The sequence below is a fragment of the Vreelandella lionensis genome, from assembly GCF_002087295.1.
GTDB lineage: Bacteria > Pseudomonadota > Gammaproteobacteria > Pseudomonadales > Halomonadaceae > Vreelandella > Vreelandella lionensis.
In genome coordinates, this window is the sequence record NZ_MWVI01000047.1 from 18,709 (window position 1) to 36,100 (window position 17,392).

Annotated in this window: 16 protein-coding genes and 1 pseudogene; 10 read left to right on the plus strand and 7 right to left on the minus strand. The window is 56.2% G+C overall.

What is annotated here, in order from left to right; translation table 11 throughout:
• Positions 1–24 precede the first annotated feature (24 nt).
• Positions 25–336: a hypothetical protein gene (locus B4967_RS05605; RefSeq protein ID WP_161491475.1), complete on the minus strand. Its 312-nt coding sequence runs from the start codon at positions 334–336 to the stop codon at positions 25–27.
• A gap of 478 nt (positions 337–814) precedes the next feature.
• Here B4967_RS05605 and B4967_RS05610 point away from each other — a divergent pair, with 478 nt between their 5' ends.
• The 4 genes from B4967_RS05610 to B4967_RS05625 all read left to right on the plus strand — a co-directional run bounded on the left by B4967_RS05610 (position 815) and on the right by B4967_RS05625 (position 5,104).
• The gene (locus B4967_RS05610) at positions 815–1,315 is read left to right on the plus strand and encodes a cupredoxin domain-containing protein (RefSeq protein WP_243470355.1); all 501 of its coding nucleotides are present in this window, start codon (positions 815–817) and stop codon (positions 1,313–1,315) included.
• A 43-nt stretch (positions 1,316–1,358) separates the two neighbouring features.
• Complete coding sequence (locus B4967_RS05615) at positions 1,359–3,701, plus strand: EAL domain-containing protein (RefSeq protein ID WP_083024125.1); 2,343 nt, start codon at positions 1,359–1,361, stop codon at positions 3,699–3,701.
• Between the two features lie 17 nt (positions 3,702–3,718).
• Positions 3,719–4,576 carry a DUF3034 family protein gene (locus tag B4967_RS05620; RefSeq protein ID WP_083024126.1) on the plus strand — a complete coding sequence of 286 codons (858 nt, stop codon included), beginning with the start codon at positions 3,719–3,721 and terminating at the stop codon, positions 4,574–4,576.
• A 63-nt stretch (positions 4,577–4,639) separates the two neighbouring features.
• Entirely contained in the window at positions 4,640–5,104 is a 465-nt protein-coding gene (locus tag B4967_RS05625; protein ID WP_083024128.1) for a group I truncated hemoglobin, read from the plus strand.
• Here the strand turns inward: B4967_RS05625 and B4967_RS05630 are convergent.
• From B4967_RS05630 to B4967_RS05640, 4 genes are all read right to left on the minus strand, one after another.
• Positions 5,088–6,230, minus strand: a complete 1,143-nt coding sequence (locus B4967_RS05630; RefSeq protein WP_422821841.1) for a GGDEF domain-containing protein — start codon at positions 6,228–6,230, stop codon at positions 5,088–5,090. The genes B4967_RS05625 and B4967_RS05630 overlap by 17 nt on opposite strands.
• Positions 6,224–6,733, minus strand: a complete 510-nt coding sequence (locus B4967_RS18870; RefSeq protein WP_243470357.1) for a hypothetical protein — start codon at positions 6,731–6,733, stop codon at positions 6,224–6,226. The genes B4967_RS05630 and B4967_RS18870 overlap by 7 nt, the downstream gene beginning before the upstream one ends.
• 199 nt (positions 6,734–6,932) lie before the next feature.
• Positions 6,933–7,058, minus strand: a complete 126-nt coding sequence (gene ccoM / locus B4967_RS20125; RefSeq protein ID WP_279384657.1) for a cytochrome c oxidase subunit CcoM — start codon at positions 7,056–7,058, stop codon at positions 6,933–6,935.
• A 158-nt stretch (positions 7,059–7,216) separates the two neighbouring features.
• On the minus strand, positions 7,217–7,735 hold the full coding sequence (locus B4967_RS05640; protein WP_083024132.1) for an FKBP-type peptidyl-prolyl cis-trans isomerase: 519 nt from the start codon (positions 7,733–7,735) through the stop codon (positions 7,217–7,219).
• Positions 7,736–7,867: 132 nt separating this feature from the next.
• Here B4967_RS05640 and B4967_RS05645 point away from each other — a divergent pair, with 132 nt between their 5' ends.
• Positions 7,868–9,238, plus strand: coding sequence for an AmpG family muropeptide MFS transporter (locus B4967_RS05645; protein ID WP_083024134.1), 1,371 nt, complete (start codon positions 7,868–7,870; stop codon positions 9,236–9,238).
• A gap of 18 nt (positions 9,239–9,256) precedes the next feature.
• Here B4967_RS05645 and B4967_RS05650 read toward each other — a convergent pair.
• Both B4967_RS05650 and B4967_RS05655 read right to left on the minus strand, forming a co-directional pair.
• Positions 9,257–11,078: pseudogene (locus B4967_RS05650) on the minus strand (SEC-C metal-binding domain-containing protein).
• A gap of 113 nt (positions 11,079–11,191) precedes the next feature.
• Positions 11,192–12,439: an ABC1 kinase family protein gene (locus B4967_RS05655; protein ID WP_083024136.1), complete on the minus strand. Its 1,248-nt coding sequence runs from the start codon at positions 12,437–12,439 to the stop codon at positions 11,192–11,194.
• Between the two features lie 186 nt (positions 12,440–12,625).
• Between B4967_RS05655 and B4967_RS05660 the strand changes: the two genes are divergently transcribed.
• The 5 genes from B4967_RS05660 to B4967_RS05675 all read left to right on the plus strand — a co-directional run bounded on the left by B4967_RS05660 (position 12,626) and on the right by B4967_RS05675 (position 17,380).
• A complete protein-coding gene (locus B4967_RS05660) occupies positions 12,626–14,593 on the plus strand; it encodes a DNA topoisomerase III (RefSeq protein ID WP_083024137.1) in 1,968 nt (655 codons plus the stop codon).
• Positions 14,594–14,750: 157 nt separating this feature from the next.
• Entirely contained in the window at positions 14,751–15,137 is a 387-nt protein-coding gene (locus B4967_RS05665) for a cupin domain-containing protein (protein ID WP_083024140.1), read from the plus strand.
• Positions 15,138–15,479: 342 nt separating this feature from the next.
• Positions 15,480–16,313, plus strand: a complete 834-nt coding sequence (gene kynA, locus B4967_RS05670) for a tryptophan 2,3-dioxygenase (protein ID WP_083024142.1) — start codon at positions 15,480–15,482, stop codon at positions 16,311–16,313.
• A 61-nt stretch (positions 16,314–16,374) separates the two neighbouring features.
• Entirely contained in the window at positions 16,375–16,695 is a 321-nt protein-coding gene (locus B4967_RS18875) for a hypothetical protein (RefSeq protein WP_243470358.1), read from the plus strand.
• Positions 16,658–17,380 (plus strand): aminotransferase class V-fold PLP-dependent enzyme, encoded by a 723-nt coding sequence (locus tag B4967_RS05675; protein ID WP_243470359.1) that lies wholly within the window; start codon positions 16,658–16,660, stop codon positions 17,378–17,380. The genes B4967_RS18875 and B4967_RS05675 overlap by 38 nt, the downstream gene beginning before the upstream one ends.
• Positions 17,381–17,392 lie beyond the last annotated feature (12 nt).

Genomic DNA, 17,392 nt, shown 5'->3' on the forward strand with positions numbered 1-17,392 from the left:
CTTACCAGCGCGGCAGCACACGGCTTAGGCGAATTTCAATGACGCCGTCGCGCTCCCAACGTGAGCGCTGGGGCCGAGAGTAATAACGCTCAGGATAGCCATGGCCATGGCGTGAATGATGCTGATGAGAATGGCGCGCTCTGGAATAATCAGGCCGGGAGTAACGGGGACGCGAATAGTGCGGCCGAGAGTAATGAGGTCGAGAATAATGAGGGCGAGAGTAGCTAGGACGCGAATAGCTAGGCCGTGAGCGACTTGGGCGCGAATGACGATGCTCCCGGGCTTCGGCCTGCCCCATTGATAACAAGGTAGGCGCAACGTAAAGGGCAGCTGCACCTAAACCCAGACTAGCCAGTACTTGGCGGCGTGAACGGCGCTTGCTTAAAAGGTCTTTAGTGTTGTCGGTAGAGTCACACATCACCTGTCTCCTGATCGATAAGGCCAACAGGTTAACGAACACTGTTTCTGAAATTACTCTAGCTTCACCGACCAAGCGACACCATAGTAGGCGCTTGTCTTCCCTATTGTTTACTCTTTTTTACTTTCTGTGAGTATATCGTTAGTGCGAAAGCATGACTTTTCAACACAATAGTTACATGATTAGCCACTTCGATTGCTCTTATTTAGGTACCTCCCCATGCTCTTATCGCGTAATGGCTCATGCTTTTCTCCATCTGCCTGGCCATTAGGCTGTTTGGCCGCATTATTCAGCTTACACGCTCATGCGGCAAACGTTAGCGTAACGGATGTGGAGGGAACGCCTTTAGAAAACGCTGTCGTTGAAGTTTATTTTGAAAAAGCGACGCCCTCTGAAGTGCAAACTAACAATATTATCCAACGGGATGCCACGTTTAACCCCCACGTAACAACGGTACCCACCGGTAGCTATGTGGCATTTCCAAATGAAGATACTACTCGCCATCATGTTTTCTCTTTCTCGCCTGCAAAAACATTTGATCTTGAGCTATTTCTGAGCGAAACACCGCCGCCTGTTCATTTTGAACAAGCAGGTGTCGTGGTGCTCGGCTGCAATATCCACGACCAAATGCAAGCGTTTATTGTAGTAAGCGATGCCCCCTACGCGGCCCTCACCAATAGCACAGGCACGCTCGAACTACCTGAACTTCCCGAAGGTCGCCACCGTAGGCGGGTATGGCATAGCCGTGTGGATGATAGCCAAAACGTCTGGTGGGAAGGCGAGATTAGCGACACCGATAACATTACCGTGGCACTAGAGCTAAACGCCCTCCCGCCGCAACCTCCTAAGCTCTCACCCTTGCAGCAACGCTTCCGTGATGCGACGCACAACCATTGATGACAGGCGCTGACAACGGCGCCTTTTAATTTCAGAGGTGACTATGCGCTTTCGCACGCGCTTGACACTAGTGCTACTGACGGTAGTAATCATTTCGCAGCTCGCCACAGGTGTGGCGTTTTTGCGTGCCACCCAAAACGATGCGCTAGCGAAGGGTAACCAGCGCCTAGAGGTAGGAGCACGTGTATTTCAACAACTGCTCGATATTCGAGGCGAGCAGTTGCGCAATAACGTAGCGATTTTGGCTGACGATTTTGGTTTTAAAAGCGCCGTCGCCACCGAGGATACAGCCACTCTCTTTTCAGTACTGGCGAATCATGGGGATCGTGCAAGCGCTGATATGGTGATGCTCAGTGATTTAAGCGGCAATGTGCTGGCCAGCAGCCATCACCCGGAAGACAGCCGGATGCCTTTCCCCGAGCTGTTTGAGCGCGCCCAGCAAACGGGCAGCGGCGTGGGTGTGGTCATTGCCGCAGGCGAACCCTACGAATTTGTGCTCATGCCTGTACGTGCGCCTAATCTGATTGGTTGGGTCGGTATGGGCTTTCTGATTGACGAAGGGGTAACCGAAGAGATCAATGCACTAACCGGCCTGGAAATCAGCATTGTTACCTATGATGCCAGCGGCAATATCAGCTATCTCGCCAGTTCGCACCAGGCGCAACTGGCAATGGGTCTAATGAGCGGCCATAGCGATAAACTGATGGAAGGCGCCTACACAGCCCGCAGCCAAATGTCGGAAGATGACAATTACCTGTCTTATGCCTCCACACTGCTAGCAGACCAACAGCACCAATCCTTTGCCTTAATTCAGCTATCCCGTGAAGAGCTACTAGGTGCCTATAGCCATTTACAGTGGCAGCTATTAAGTATTGTCGCTTTGATGCTACTGCTGACGCTGGCAGCGGCCATGTGGAGCGCCCGCAGCATTAGTCAACCGCTGATTGCCCTGGCACAGGCCGCGAAGCGCATTGGCCAAGGCGAGCGTATTGAACACATTTCAAGCGGCAGCTCGGTCACAGAAACTAACCAGTTGGCCACTACCCTGCTCTCCATGCAGGAAGATATCGCCAAGCGCGAAGCCACGCTGTTGCACCAATCGCGCCATGATCTTTTGACCAACCTGCCTAACCGAGTCAGCGCTTTTGAAGATATTCAGCGGTTAACTCAGCGGGGGCAACCTTTCACACTGCTGCGCTTTTCGATCAACGATTTTCGCAGCATTAACGACACCTTCGGCTACGAATTGGGCGATCATCTGCTAGTGACGCTCGCCAAGCGCATGCAAGACCTGCCTTCTCCGGTCATAAAGTCTTACCGCCTAGACGGTGACGAACTGATGCTGGTGCTTGAGCAGGCAGATGTTAACCGGCACAAACGCGAAGAGATCATGGCGTTGATCAGCGAACCCATCAGCCTGGATAAATCGCTGATTATGCCTTCGCTCTCCGCCGGGGAAGTCAACTATCCCGCACATGGCGACAACGCCCAGCTGCTGCTGCGCCGCTCGGATATTGCGCTCGACAAGGCCCGGCGTCATCGCCATAGCCACGAGCGCTATGAAGAAGGCCAGGATGAGCAGCATCTACGTCAGCTGATGCTCATCCGCGACCTTCAGGAGGCCGTCGATAATGGCGAGCTGTGGATGGCCTACCAGCCGAAGGTGGATACCACCACGGGCCGTGTTTGCCAATTTGAAGCGCTGATGCGCTGGCGTCACCCCACCCTCGGGTTTGTGCCCCCGGATGAGTTTATCGGCTTGGCCGAGCGTTCGGGCAATATTGGGCTACTGTCAGACTGGATGTTAGCCCACGTCTGCGACCAGCTTCATCACTGGAAACGCCGAGGCCACCACCTCTCTGTGGCGATCAACCTTTCGGCCCGCGATGTCATTGACCCTGGCCTGCCCATGCATATCACCGAGCTTTTTGAGAGCTACGATTTAACGCCTGACCAGTTGGCGCTGGAAGTCACCGAAAGTGCCGTGATGCAGGATGTAGAAGCTGCTACAGAAACGCTGATGGCGCTCAGCCAGATGGGCCTAAAGATCGCCATAGATGATTACGGCACCGGTTACTCATCACTTGCACAAATTAAGCGCCTACCGGTGGATGAGCTGAAAATCGATAAATCTTTTGTCTTGAAGATCGACACTCAGCAAGAAGACCTCACCATCGTCCGTTCGACGATCGAGATGGGCCATCACTTGGGGCTAAAAATTGTTGCGGAGGGGGTAGAGAACAGCGCCAGTGCGGAGATTTTGAGCCAGCTGCGCTGCGACTACCTGCAGGGCTACTGGATTTCCAAACCCATGCCAGCCGATGCCATTACCGGCTGGCTAGATGAGTTTAAGCCATTGCACCTCTCCACCGCGGCAATTAATTAACGAAAAAAGGGAATACTATGCGCAAAAATGGCTCATCAAAGCAGCGCACCATCGTAGCGGCAGCAGCGCTCAGCGCTCTGTTAGCAGCAACGCCCAGCGTGGCGGGTAGCCGCATTTTAGGCACCGGCGCGGTAAGTGCCATTGAAGGAGCGGCAGGGGGTGGCCTTTCTCCCTGGGCTGTACTTTCCAGCACTGCAAGCGACGATGAGATAGGTGTCACTGCTGCCGCCACTCGGGCGTGGGTCGATGATTATCAGCTCACCGTCACCGGCGCCAGCGTCAATCTCCACGACCGCATGGAATTTTCGATTGCCCGCCAAACCTTCGAGCTTTCCACCCTCGGTGGCGAGCTAGAGCAGGATATTTATGGCGCGAAAGTGCGCCTGTTTGGCGATGTGCTTTATCACCCCCTGGTCGTGTGGAGCGCGGGCGTCATGCACCAACGCTTAGTGGATGGCACCGTGCCCACGGCCCTAGGCGCAGATGATGTGAACGGCACCGATGCCTACCTGAGCGCCAGCAAGCTGCTGTTTAACGCCTTTTTAGGCCGCAATGTTCTACTTAACGCCACGTTACGCAACACATCCGCTAACCAAGGCGGCCTGTTGGGGTTTGGCGGCGACCAAGGTGGTCACGCCTGGATGGCAGAAGGCAGCGTTGGCGTCTTCGTTACGCCTAATTGGGTAGTGGGCACCGAGTACCGCCAAAAGCCGGATAACCTCAGCGCCGCCGATGAAGAGGATTGGCAAAGCGTATACAGCGCCTACTTCTTTAATAAGCATGTTTCGCTCACCGGCGCTTGGCTAGATTTTGGCGATATTGCGGGTCTGCCCCCCCAGCGTGGCGGCTACCTCTCATTACAGGCGGCGTTTTAAACCGCTCTTGCTACTTCACCGAGCTGCGTAAAAGACTACAAGGGCTATGTAAAAGGAACCGCCATGGGACTGTTAAACACGACGTTGAAAAGCACTTCGCGCAGCCTGCTAATGGCCAGTGCGTTCATCGGTACGCTGCTGCTAACCGGCTGTGCCCAGCATCACCAACACGCCACGCTGTATGAGCGTATCGGCGGCCAGCCCACCATTGAAGCCGTGGTCGAAAACCTGCTTTACCGCATTGCCGATGACGAAGAGATCGTCAGCTACTTTGCCAATAGCAATATTGACCTGTTGGCGGCATCGCTGGCCTCTCAGCTGTGTGATGTAAGCGACGGCCCCTGCCAGTACGAAGGCCCACCCATGGACCGCGCCCACCAAACCATGGGCATTACCGATGCGCATTTTAATCGAGTAGTGGAGTACCTGGATGCGGCCATGGTAGAGGAAGGGGTGCCGCTAGCGGCCCGCAACGATATGCTAGGCCGCCTGGCACCGATGTACAAAGATGTTATGCGCTTGCAGTAACCTGCCAGCCATCACGCCCCGCTGTTTTCACCTGATAGAGCGCTTTGTCGGCCGCCTCATAGGCCATCGCAAACGAGTTTGCATCGGCCACAAAGCGCGTTCCACCAAGACTTAAGGTGACATCTTTGTTATCGGGATGGGCAGGGTGCGAGAACTGCGCCGCCTCAAGCTCTACTTGTAACGCCTCACAATACTGGGTCAGCGCTTGATCAGTGGGACACGGCAGCAACGCGGCAAACTCATCGCCCCCAAGGCGATATAGCGTGGCCTCGGCACCGAGCGCATCCCCTAGTAAATTCGCCAGCAGGCGCAGCAGGCGGTCCCCCTCAGGGTGGCCCAAGGCATCGTTATACTGCTTAAAGAAATCGATATCGACCAGAATCAGCCCCATGGAGCGGCCTGAGTAAGCGGCGACATCCTGATGGAGCGCACTGCGGTTACCGATACCGGTGAGTGGGTCGCGCATTGCGCGGGCCATCCAGGAGAACTTCTCGGCAGTTGCCCGTTCCGTGCGCCGCAATTGGCGCTCGAGCATCGCCCAAAAGAGCAAGCCTAAGACAAAAATCAGCAGACTGGAGTAGATCAATACCTGATTATGACGGCGCGTGCTGGAGGAGAAATCATTGATGGCCATACCACGGCGATCCAGCTGATCCATCTCAATACGAGTTAAGCACTCCACTGGAATAAACAGCGCATGGGCCGCATCAAAAGGATCGATCTGTTGGGCGTCAATGAGCTCAGCCAACTCATCTATCAACGCTAGGCTAGATGCAGTGCAGGCGTAATACTGGTGGTAGATATGCACATCAAACAGGCCATAGGCCAGGTCCAATGAAAGGCGCGCTTCGCCTAGCTCAACGGGCGACGAGGCCATCAGCAGCTTTTCCTGGGCGCGCTGCACGTAACCACGCGCACGAGTCGCCAACTGTTGGCCAGTTAAGCTGCCCGTCTGGCTGAAATAAGCCTGTATTTCTGGGTAAACCCAGCGCGCCTCGTACACAATCAGTACCATCAGCCCAACAAAGCTCATAAGGCTTAGCGTCAACCATGTGACGTAACGCCGCCCTCCACGCCGTAAGCGTGACGAGACCGGCGATTTATTAGGCGGCGTGGCACTCACCATTGCGCCTCAATACTGCGAATCATCCAGACCCAATCGTTGAAATCACGCAGGTTAGCCACATCGCGGCCCGAATATTCGCGCTCAACTAACCGAATAGGCCCCCGTGAGCGTAGCGTCAGCGGCTCGCCATCTTCAAACGTCACCAAGTACCAGGTTGGGTCATCCCAGCCCCCCAGGCTCACTTCGTAGTCATCCCAGGCCGTAAAGTACAATGCTGGCGGTATCTCACCAAAGTGTTCGATTAAAAAATCACGAAACGCAACGCCGCGCATTTCAACGTCGCGGCCCTGATAAGGGTCGAACACTGTAAACGTGACATCCGATTGGTGGCGTAGCTCGCCGAGCGCGATCTTTTGCGTTGACTCACCATTAATCAGGCTTAATGCCTGAGCATTTGCCGAGACAGGTGCCCCCCCAACAGTGGTAAAGACGAGTACTAATCCTGCTTTTATTAGCGCCCCACAGCGCCAATGCATCGGCAAGCGTGAAAAGACAGCATTCATAGCAGTGAATTTCCTAATGTGGTTGAGTACTTTAGGCTTAAATCAGGCACTTTACCAAAGCATAACTGCCAATGCGCTTCAACGGTTATTAATACAACTTAAAAAAAAGACGCAAAAAAGCCGGCCCCTTGGGCCGGCAACAGGAAGCTTACACATTAACGTAAGCCCCCTCCCCTGACGACTGACACAGCCTGCTGAATTAAGGCTTCTTACGTTCATCCTTACGCAAATGGTCACGTACCACAAAGCCTACCCAACCGACCATAAAGGTGATCATTAGCGCGACAGTAACTAGGCCGAAAATTACCGCATCATCCCAGTACATGGTGCTCCCCTCCCGCCGTGATGTATGGGGCCATCGTACTGCGTTCAGAGAAGGGGACACTGACCTGGGTCAAGCTTTTAAAATGGTGGCCGCAAGGGTAAACGGGAACTTGATACAGGTCAGTTTTTAACGCGCTTCACCCGATAAAAACGGCTTTTTTAGAGCACCTTACGGTCTTCTACTTTACTGTGTTCAGTGCCCGGTGGCAGCGGATGGCCTTTAGCAAGCTCTGCGCGGGTGGCATCGCGAACGTCCAGAATCTTCACCTGATAGCGCAGCGTATGACCTGCCAAGGGGTGGTTGGTATCCACCGTCACGTTATCGCCGTCGATGTTCAGCACGGTGACAATCTGCGGGCCAGCCTCGCCTTCGGTTTGAAAACGGCTACCTGGCTCAATCTCCGCACCGCCAAATGACGCGCGACTCACCTCTTGCACTAACTCTTCGTTACGCAGGCCGTAAGCATCAGCGGGAGCCAGCGTGACGCTTAGTTCATCACCTGCGGCTTTGCCGGTTAAATCTCGCTCCAAGCCCGGCAAAATATTATCGTGGCCGTGAAGATACTCCAGGGGTTTTTGACGTGCATTGGAGTCATCCAGCACGCGGGGGCTGCCATCGCTGAGCACATCGCTAAGCACGTAGTGCAGGGTCACTACCTGATGGGCGGTAATCGACATGGAAAACTCCTCTCCGGTAAGCTGTCGGCTTTGTCATGGAACTCAGTCCATCAACCTCAGGGCTAGTCTAACACCGACCGGTTTTTGAGCGGGCCTAGACACCGATGTTTTCTTTTTGGAGTACACCCTTACATGCCCACCCCGACTCCTCAGCGCAGTTGGCTGGCGGCGCTTGGTATTTACTGCAAAGCGCCTGTCATCACCATGCTGTTTTTAGGCTTTTCCGCTGGTGTGCCCTTTCTATTGGTGTTTTCGACGCTCTCCGCATGGCTACGTAGCGACGGGGTCGAAGTAGCTGCCATCGGTTTTTTTGCCTGGATCGGCATGCTCTACTCCATCAAATTCTTCTGGGCACCGGTGGTAGACCGGCTCGCGCTGCCTCTGCTCACCCGCGCTTTTGGACAACGACGCGGCTGGATGCTGTTGGCCCAGGGCATGATTGCCGCCGGTCTCATTGGCCTCGCAGGAGTAGACCCAATCGGCAACCTAGGCTGGGTCGCCGCCTTTGCGCTCTTGGTGGCATTTGGCTCCGCCACGCAGGATATTGCGATAGACGCCTACCGTATTGAATCCGCGGATGACGATGTCCAGGCGGCCATGGCCTCCACGTACATTATTGGCTATCGCGGCGGGCTGCTGGCGGCAGGGGCCGGTGCGCTTTATGTGGCATCGGCGGTATCGTGGAACGCGGCTTACCTGACCATGGCCGCCCTGGTGGGCATTGGCGTGCTTACCGTGCTGATTCGCCCAGAACCCAAGCGCGCTTCATTAACCGTGCAATTAATTCACGAACCCAAAGTGCGCGCCTTTATTCGCGCCAGCCGTGGAAAGCCCAAAACGTTGCGCCGCTTGGGCGCTTGGGTGATTGGAGCAATTGTGGGCCCGTTTACCGACTTCTTCCGCCGCTATGGGGTGAAGGCGATGGGTATTTTGGTGTTTATTGCCGTGTTCCGTATCAGCGACCTGGCCATGGCATCAATGGCCAACCCGCTCTATATCGACCTGGGCTTTTCACTGGCGACTATTGCCAACGTCACCAATATTTTCGGGATTGCGATGAGCATTGCAGGAGGCATTCTGGGCGGGCTGCTGGTGGCCCGTTATGGCATTGGCCCACTGCTGATTTTTGGCGCGGGGCTGGTGATGGTCACCAACCTGCTGTTTGCGATGCTTGCGCTGACCGGTAATCAGGTGCCGATGCTGGTAGTCACGATCATTGGCGATAACCTCGCCAACGGCCTTGCCAGTGCGGTGTTTATCGCGTTTCTTTCAAGCTTGACCTCACGGGCGTACACCGCCACGCAGTACGCGCTGTTTTCGTCGCTCATGACGCTACCGGGGAAATTCCTGAGCGGGGTTTGGCGGGATGTGGTGAGCGCTCAGGGTTACGCCACTTTTTTTGTGGTGGCCACAGTGCTCGGCTTACCCGCCATTTTACTGGCCATTTGGATAAGCCGAGATAAGCAACTAGTGCCTACTCCGGTTCCCGAGGCAGGCAGCTAAAAACAGTCAGCAAACAGCTCAGCGGTGGCTGGCTAACCAATCCAGCGCCCCTGGCGTGGTGCGCCACTGATCACGCATTAGCGTACGGTACTGCCATGCCTCTGCGCGCGAGCCGGGGTCCACCTGCCCATCGGCATGAGGCATGGAAGGCCGCGGGTTCTCGGCACATAGCAGCTCAAGCGCATGGCGGTTATGAGCAATCACCTCGGCCAGTGCGGTTTCAGCGGCTTCCTGCTGCTCTAACCGATACAACGCCAACGTACGCCCCATCAATAGCCCAAGCACTAGTGAACCGTCATCCTTTTGCGGCTCTTCAGTCAGCGCTAGCGCCTCTTTGTTGCGGTCGTCGCGCAGCAGTTGGTCAAGCACCAGCTCTTTCAGACCCAAGCTATCTTCCTGATCAATCGCCAGCAGCTCTTCGGCTAGCTCCCGGGAGTGTTGGCGCGCGCCACGCTCCATGCCGACGACCAGCGCCAAGCCGGTGCGCAGCAGCATGGCATTATCGGCGTCGTCCCAGCACAGGCTGCCGTCGCCCGCAGCACGGGCCTGTTCCAGCCAGCGTGAAAGGCGCAGCGCCAACGGTTCCAGCAGGCTGGGTGCCATCCACGGCAGGCTGCCAAATCGGCTGGTTAGCGCCAGCGTTAGGTCTTGCACCACCTGGGGCGCATCCAGCCACTCCGGATGGGCACACAGTTCCGACATCCACTCCACCGCGTTGCCCCAAGGGTCATCACGGAAGCCCAGCGCCACCTCTTCATCCACCATGACCTGGAACTGCTCGTGCCACGCGGCAAACAGCGTCTCTTCACGGGCGGTAGTGGTATAGTGCAGGCGGCCGGTCTCAGCATCCTGCTCAATGGAAAGCTTGGGAGCAATGGGCAGCGCCGCTAGCAGCGCCTGAAGCGAGACCAGCGGCGTCGCCATATCTTCTTCAGCGCTCAAAAGCTGGTCGGCTAGCGTTGCGCCGGGGTTATCTGCCAGAGCGGCCAGGAAATCAAGCTGGTCTTCATCTAGATCCCCCTGGCGCACCAACCGGCGATACCAGAAGTTAGCGCGCTCTTTGGCCTCTTTCTCATGGCCTTCATGGAGTAGCAGCATGGCTTCAATGTAGGCCAGCGTTGGCGAATCGGGCAGCGCCTGCTGAGCTTTGACGAACGCCGCACGGGCGCTGTCTAAATCATCGTTATCCAGGTGCATCAAGCACAGCCGCTCAAGCGCCACGCCGCGCAAAAACAGCAGGCCAGCGCTCCATCACGTCGTCCAACAGGTCGGCACGCTTGCGGGTAAAACCACGTTCTTGATAGATATCCAGCAGGATTTCAAAAGCAGGCTCAGCCTGCTCTGGCAGGCGCGACCAGTCGCTGCCATCAAACAGCGACTCAAGAATCTGCATGGAACGGCCGGTTTGACCACTCTCTGCGGCAATCAGCCCAGCTTCTAGCAGCGCTTGTGGCGGTGCCTGCTGGCTATCTAGCGCCGCCTTCAGCGTGGCCCCCTTCCATTCGCGCAGCGAGAGCATCCACATCATCTGTTCAGGGATGTCGGTCGGGAAATTAACGCGGTAGCAGCACTGCTTATATTTACGTCCGGAATCGCACCAGCACGGCTCGTTGCGGCCAGGTGTTGCCAAGGGCTCGCTAGCAAAATCCAGCCGCTCTAGCGGAGTTTGCGACCATAGAATGGGCGCTAGCGCCTGTGCGGTGGCCACATCGCCGTTAAACGCCTGCGCGCCTTTGTCACGTACCCACGTCATAAAATCGGGGTAGTGTTCCTGCTGCCTGATTGCCGAGAGTGCCCCAGAGGCAAATCCCAGCAGTTGATCGACCCATACCGCCAGCATTGCCGTCTCCACTGTCTTCAAGACTATAAAATCTGTAAAACCGATTAAAAAGCGCAATAGTCTAGCATGGCTGGCGGGGCTACCGCAGCGGTCATCGCTTGGCAGGGCCTTGGCTAAGCAGTACGCGCCCAGCCCAGCAGCGGCTGAGTTCGGTCGTGCATATCTAAACGGGCCTTTAAGCGGACCAAGTTCCAGTAATGGCCGTTGAGCGCTCGAGAGAGCAGCAGCGTATCTGCCGGTGGCTGAAGGCGGTCCATGGCCGCCCACACTTTGGGGGTGAGCTCCCGCAGACGGCGGTGAACGCGCACATCGCTGAAATCCTGCTCACCGGGGGCAAACAGCGGCGTAATACACTCAGCGGACTCGCGATACAGCGCCAGCGGAGCGCCTTGGCCCTGGCGGCCGCCCATCTTCATCAGCGCGTCATCCATGGCCATTGGGTCTTGGGCCAGGGTAGCATCCAGCAGTTGCATCATGGCCTTTAGCCGCGCCTCGGGAACGGGAATCACTGCGCCCAAATCGTAAATCACTAAGCGGCCCTGCTCATCGCAGGCAAAGTTGCCTGCGTGGGGGTCAGCGTGCAGCTCACGGTAGGTAAATAGCTCCTCGGTAATCCAGTCCGCCAGTGCAACGGCCACTTTTTGACGGGTCGCGTCATCCGCGCTTTCTAAATCCCGTAGCGGGGTGCCGTCGACAAAGCGCATGGCCAATACGTGCTGGCCGGAGAGTTCAAACAGCGGCTCGGGGATCACCAGCGCTGGGTTATCTTGGTAGCGCTCCCGGTAACGGGCCAGCGCTTGGGCCTCGGCGTGGTAGTCCAGCTCGTCCCGCAGCCCGGCTGCCAACTCCTCAAACAGCGCATCTAGCCGTGCCTGAGGGACGTTGAACCAGCGCCCAAGTCCCATAATGCGCCTCACTTGTTTAAGGTCGCTCTCTAAAACCTCAGCAAGCCCTGGGTACTGCACTTTGAGCACCACGGTTTCACCTTCGTGGGTCACCGCCTTGTGCACCTGCCCCATCGAAGCGCTGGCAAAGGGGCGCTCTTCAATCTCGCGGAAGTGCGTTTGGATATCACCGTACTGCAGCACTAGCGCCTCGCGAATTTTCGGCCAGGGCATCGGCTCAGCCTGGCGTTGCAGGCGGGCCAACTCGTTGGCCAGCTCCGGCGGCAGCAGGTCATCCCACTGGGACATAATTTGAGCTAGCTTCATGGCCGGGCCTTTTAATTCAGAAAGCCCTTCAAACAGCGCCTCACCTAGCGCTTGCCAATCCGCTTGGCCGCCTAGCCGCGTTTTCAGCAGGGCACCACCCGTACGCGCACCCAGCCCAAATAAACGTCGTGTTCTTCCGCGCTCGCGCATAAAAACCGCCTCCCAGTGCTTTGCGACAGCTTACTCAATCCGATAATTTTATACAAAAACTATACATCACGAACGCACTAGACATGTTCTATACCTGTATAAATTTTCACTCCTAATCCCTCTATCAGCAGGGCAGGTTCTGCTAACATAAACGTCTGTTTTCTATATATGCCAGGGCCATAACGTATGCGTTTGATTATCGCTGAGAAACCCAGCCTCGCCCGTGCCATTGCCGATGCCCTGCCCGGCGGCGGTCAACGTCAGGAAGGGGCGATTATCTGCGGCGATACCACGGTGACTTGGTGCCTGGGCCACTTGTTGGAACAAGCTCCTCCTGAAGCCTACGACCCCGTCGATAAACAGTGGCGGCTCGACCGGCTACCCATCGTGCCCGGCACGTGGCAGCTCGCGCCGCGCCCCAAAGCCCGTGGCCAGCTAGCGGTGATTCGTAAACTGATCAAGCAGGCTACCAGCGTGGTGCACGCTGGCGACCCGGACCGCGAAGGCCAGCTGCTGGTGCAGGAGGTGATCGAGCATTTGAAGTACCGTGGCCCGGTGCAGCGGCTATTGATTAGCGACCTCAACCGCCCAGCGGTAAGCCGAGCGCTGGCCAGCCTGCGCCCGAATACGGAGTTTCAGCCGCTGTTTCAGGCGGCCCAGGCGCGCTCTCGGGCTGACTGGCTGTATGGCATTAATCTCACCCGCGCCTGGACGCTCACCGGCCGCCAAGCCGGGCACGATGGCGTGCTCTCGGTAGGCCGCGTACAAACCCCCGTGCTTGGGCTGATTGTGCGGCGGGACAACAGCATTCGTGATTTCAAACCCCATCCTTTCTACCCGCTTTGGGTAGATTTACAGGTGGCGCAAGGCCAGCTGCGTGCCTGGTGGGCTCCTAAAGCGCATCAACCTTTGGATGAGCAAGGGCGACTGATTGACCGCACGCCCGCCGATGCCCTGGCCGCTCAGCTACCCGGCGCACGCGGCACGCTCACCACATTAGACCAACAGGAGAAGCGCCAAGCGCCACCGCTGCCCTACTCGCTTTCTGCCTTGCAGGTAGATGCCGCCCGCCGCTTTGGGCTTTCCGCGCAGATGGTGCTGGATATTTGCCAGCGGCTTTACGAGCAGCACAAACTGATCACCTACCCCCGCTCAGACTGCCGCTACCTGCCGGAGGAGCACCTAGCGCTTGCCCAGCGTAGCCTCTCCGGTGCTTGCCAGAATGACGACACGTTACGAGGTTGGCTCAACGGGGCCGACTTTACCCTGCGCTCGAAAGCCTGGAACGATAAGCAGGTGGGCGCGCACCACGCCTTAGCACCGACCGGCAAGCCCGCCGATTTCAGCCAACTTTCCGCCACCGAAGGCCATGTGTTTCGACTGATCGTGCGCAACGTGATGGCGCAGTTCTACCGACCGCTGCGCACTTTTGAAGTGAAAGCCGAGTTCACTCTGCTGAACGAAGCCTTCCGCGCTCGCGGCCAAAGCATTCTCGACCCCGGCTGGAAGCCACTGTTCACCACCCGCGAAGACACCCCGCCGCTACCGCCGCTCACCCAAGGCGAAACCTGCCAAGCACTCGCCGCAGGCGTGGAGGAAAAAGAGACCCGGCCACCAGAACCGTTCACCGATGCCAGCTTAATCAAAGCAATGATGAACATTGGCCGCTACGTGGACGACCCAAACGTGCGCCGCACTCTGCGCGACACCGACGGCCTGGGCACCGAAGCCACCCGCGCAGGCATTATCGAAACTCTGGTGCAGCGCGGCTACCTGGTGCGCCAGCAAAAAGCCCTACGCGCCACCAAACTCGGCTGCGCACTGATCGCCGCGCTGCCTAGCGCCGTCAGCACACCGGAACGCACTGCCCTCTGGGAGCAACGCCTGCGAGCGATCTCTGAACAGCAAGACGACCCCAACGCCTTCCAACACGCGCTGCTGGAAGACTTACGCGCCCTACTAAGCCAAAGCGACGCGGCCAAACTACGCCACAGCCTACAAACCGCCCAAGGCGAAGTTGGAGGCCCCGCCAAACGCAGCGGAGCCACTAAGAAAAGCTACACACGGCGTAAAAGTACCGGCAGTAAGAAAACTACGGGGAGTCGAAGTAGTGCAGCAGGTAAGCGGAGTACGGGAAAGAGGCGCAGCAGCTAGGCACTTGTTGTTAAATAAATAGCCAAGCCAATTTATTGAAATCAATCAAGGTAACGGTATAAAAGCATCCTAAAACGCAACAACATAGCTATCCACCTCTTCTCAACTATACTTCTTGCGGGCCAAGTGGCCCTGCACCTCGAAAGGAGGGCGCGTTATGCACATTTCAAAAGAAGCTATCCCTGTCCAGTTAGACGTACCTGGAGCAGTCGCCCGACAGCAAACCGACTTTGGAGACGTAACAGGGTTTGGGAAAATGGGTGCTGAATACTTCTCCTTTGGTTCCGGCACTGATATCACCGAACTGCTGCACGGCCTTGAGGGGGACAGTTGCCAATGCCCGCACTGGGGTTATGTCGTCAAAGGCGCTATCACTGCGCTATTCTCTGACCACAGCGAGGAAACCTCGAAGGAAGGTGATTTGTTTTACTGGCCACCTGGGCACAGCGTTCGTGCGGAAGAGGATACGGATATCGTGATGTTCAGCCCACAACATGAGCATGGTTTGGTTATCGACCATATCAAGCATAAGCTCGCTATTTAAACTCTCCTGCAACATGCGGCAATCAATCAACCTGCTTTCGCTCTTAGGCATGTGGCACTCTTAGCATTAAAACGCCTCAATTTGAGTGAAAGCAGGGCTGAGCTCAATATCGCCACCACCATTATCAAATTGACTGTTCCTTTAGCGGAACTCTATGAAGTCACCCTGCCCCTACCCACCCAATCAAAATATAATCTGTCTACAGCGATGATAAACCACGTTTTGGCCTCCGCAGACTTTGATTGAAAGCGTACTCAATCAGAGACTTAAACTGGCGACTGACATATTCTGGGATCTAAGCGAGCCGAACGTACAAACATCAATAAGCAAGGCAGGCTAACTATGCAACTCCCCAATAACAACGATGATCACGAAGCCATTCACTGGGACCAGGACATTAGCTACGGTCAATATTTAGACCTTGAGCCACTCCTGGCCTGCCAGAATCCATTATCCAAAGAGCACGACGAACTGCTCTTTATCGTGATTCATCAGGTCTCGGAGCTTTGGATCAAGCTCTGCCTACATGAAGCACACGGGGCGGCTGCGTATATCCAGCAAGACAATCTTTCTCCAGCCTTCAAGATGCTAAGCCGGGTTTCCCGCATACAGGAGCAGTTAATCAAAGCCTGGGAAGTGCTGGTAACCATGACTCCGGCGGATTACGCCAGCTTTAGGGACAGCCTAGGCCAAAGCTCGGGATTTCAATCGTATCAGTACCGCGAAATCGAGTTTCTGTTGGGCAACAAGAATGCCAAACTAATCGAAGCGCACCGCTCTAGACCTCAGCATTATCAAAAACTTCAGAAAGTGCTGAACGCGCCGAGCCTTTACGACATTGCACTGCAGCTGCTAGCGCGACGGGGGTTTGCTATTCCGCAAGAGAAAATCGAGCGCGATTGGAGCATTCCCTATACCGCCAGTAGCGAGGTGGAAGCAGCCTGGAGCGCGATCTATCACAACAGTCAAAAGCACTGGGATCTCTATGAGCTTGCCGAGAAGTTGGTAGATATTGAATTCAACTTCCAGCGCTGGCGTTTTAACCACATGAAAACGGTGGAGCGCATTATTGGTTACCGGCGCGGCACCGGGGGTACGGCGGGAGTCAACTATCTGGTCAAGGCGCTGGATTTACAGTTCTTCCCTGAACTGTGGAGCGTCAGAACGTCTATTTAACGGCGACGCCTAGCCCACCCTGAACTGAACGTGATGGCATTCGATTGTCTGGAGAATGGATATGAGCTTAAGCCTCAACGGTGTAACCCTGGCAAGCGTTCGAGAGCGCGACCAACAAGACCCGCTGGCCCACTTCAAACAGCGCTTCGCCCTGCCCGAAGGCGTGCTTTACCTGGATGGTAACTCCCTGGGCGCCCAACCAATGGCGGCCAAGCAGGCCGTCACTAATACCCTAGACCAAATGGCGCGACGAGTTAATCAAAGGCTGGAACCAGGGCTGGTTCGATGCACCAGAGCGCCTGGGCAACCTATTGGCTCCGATTATTGGCGCCAGGCACGGCGAAGTGAGCGTTACCGACAATATCACTTTGAATATCTTTAAGTTACTAGGGTATATCTGGCAGCAACGACCGGCGGAGCGGCAGGCAGTGCTGTCCGAAGGCGGCAACTTCCCCACCGATGGCTATATTGCTCAAGGCTTTTGCAGAGTAAGCGGTGCTGAGCACAGTTTTCTGCCCGAAGATGGAGATCTGGCTGCACACTTGGATGGTGTGGCAGTAGTGGTGCTTAGCCAAGTGAACTACCGCACGGGCAAGCTCCGCGATATAGCCGCTACTACGAAGCTGATTAACGATCACGGTGCCGAAGTGATCTGGGACCTTGCCCACTCGGCAGGTGCTCTGCCTATTGACCTTAACGGCGCGGGGGCACGCTATGCGGTGGGCTGCACCTATAAGTATCTGAATGGCGGCCCTGGTGCTCCGGCGTTTCTCTATGTCCATAAAGATGTGCAAGACGGCGGCTGGCAGCCGCTTTCCGGTTGGCACGGTCACGCCTCGCCGTTTGCGTTTGATGCCGATTACGCCCCTGCTGGCGATATTTCTCGTTTTCGCACTGGCACACACTCCGCCCTTGCCTACACAGCGCTCGAAGCCTCGCTTTCTCTATGGGCCGAAGTAGATATGCAGGCACTGCGCGATAAAAGTCTGGCTATGAGTGAGCTGTTCCGCGAGTGCCTAGCCGACAGTTTGGAAGCCCACGGCATTAAAGATATCCTGAATCCGTGAGACCGGCCCCCG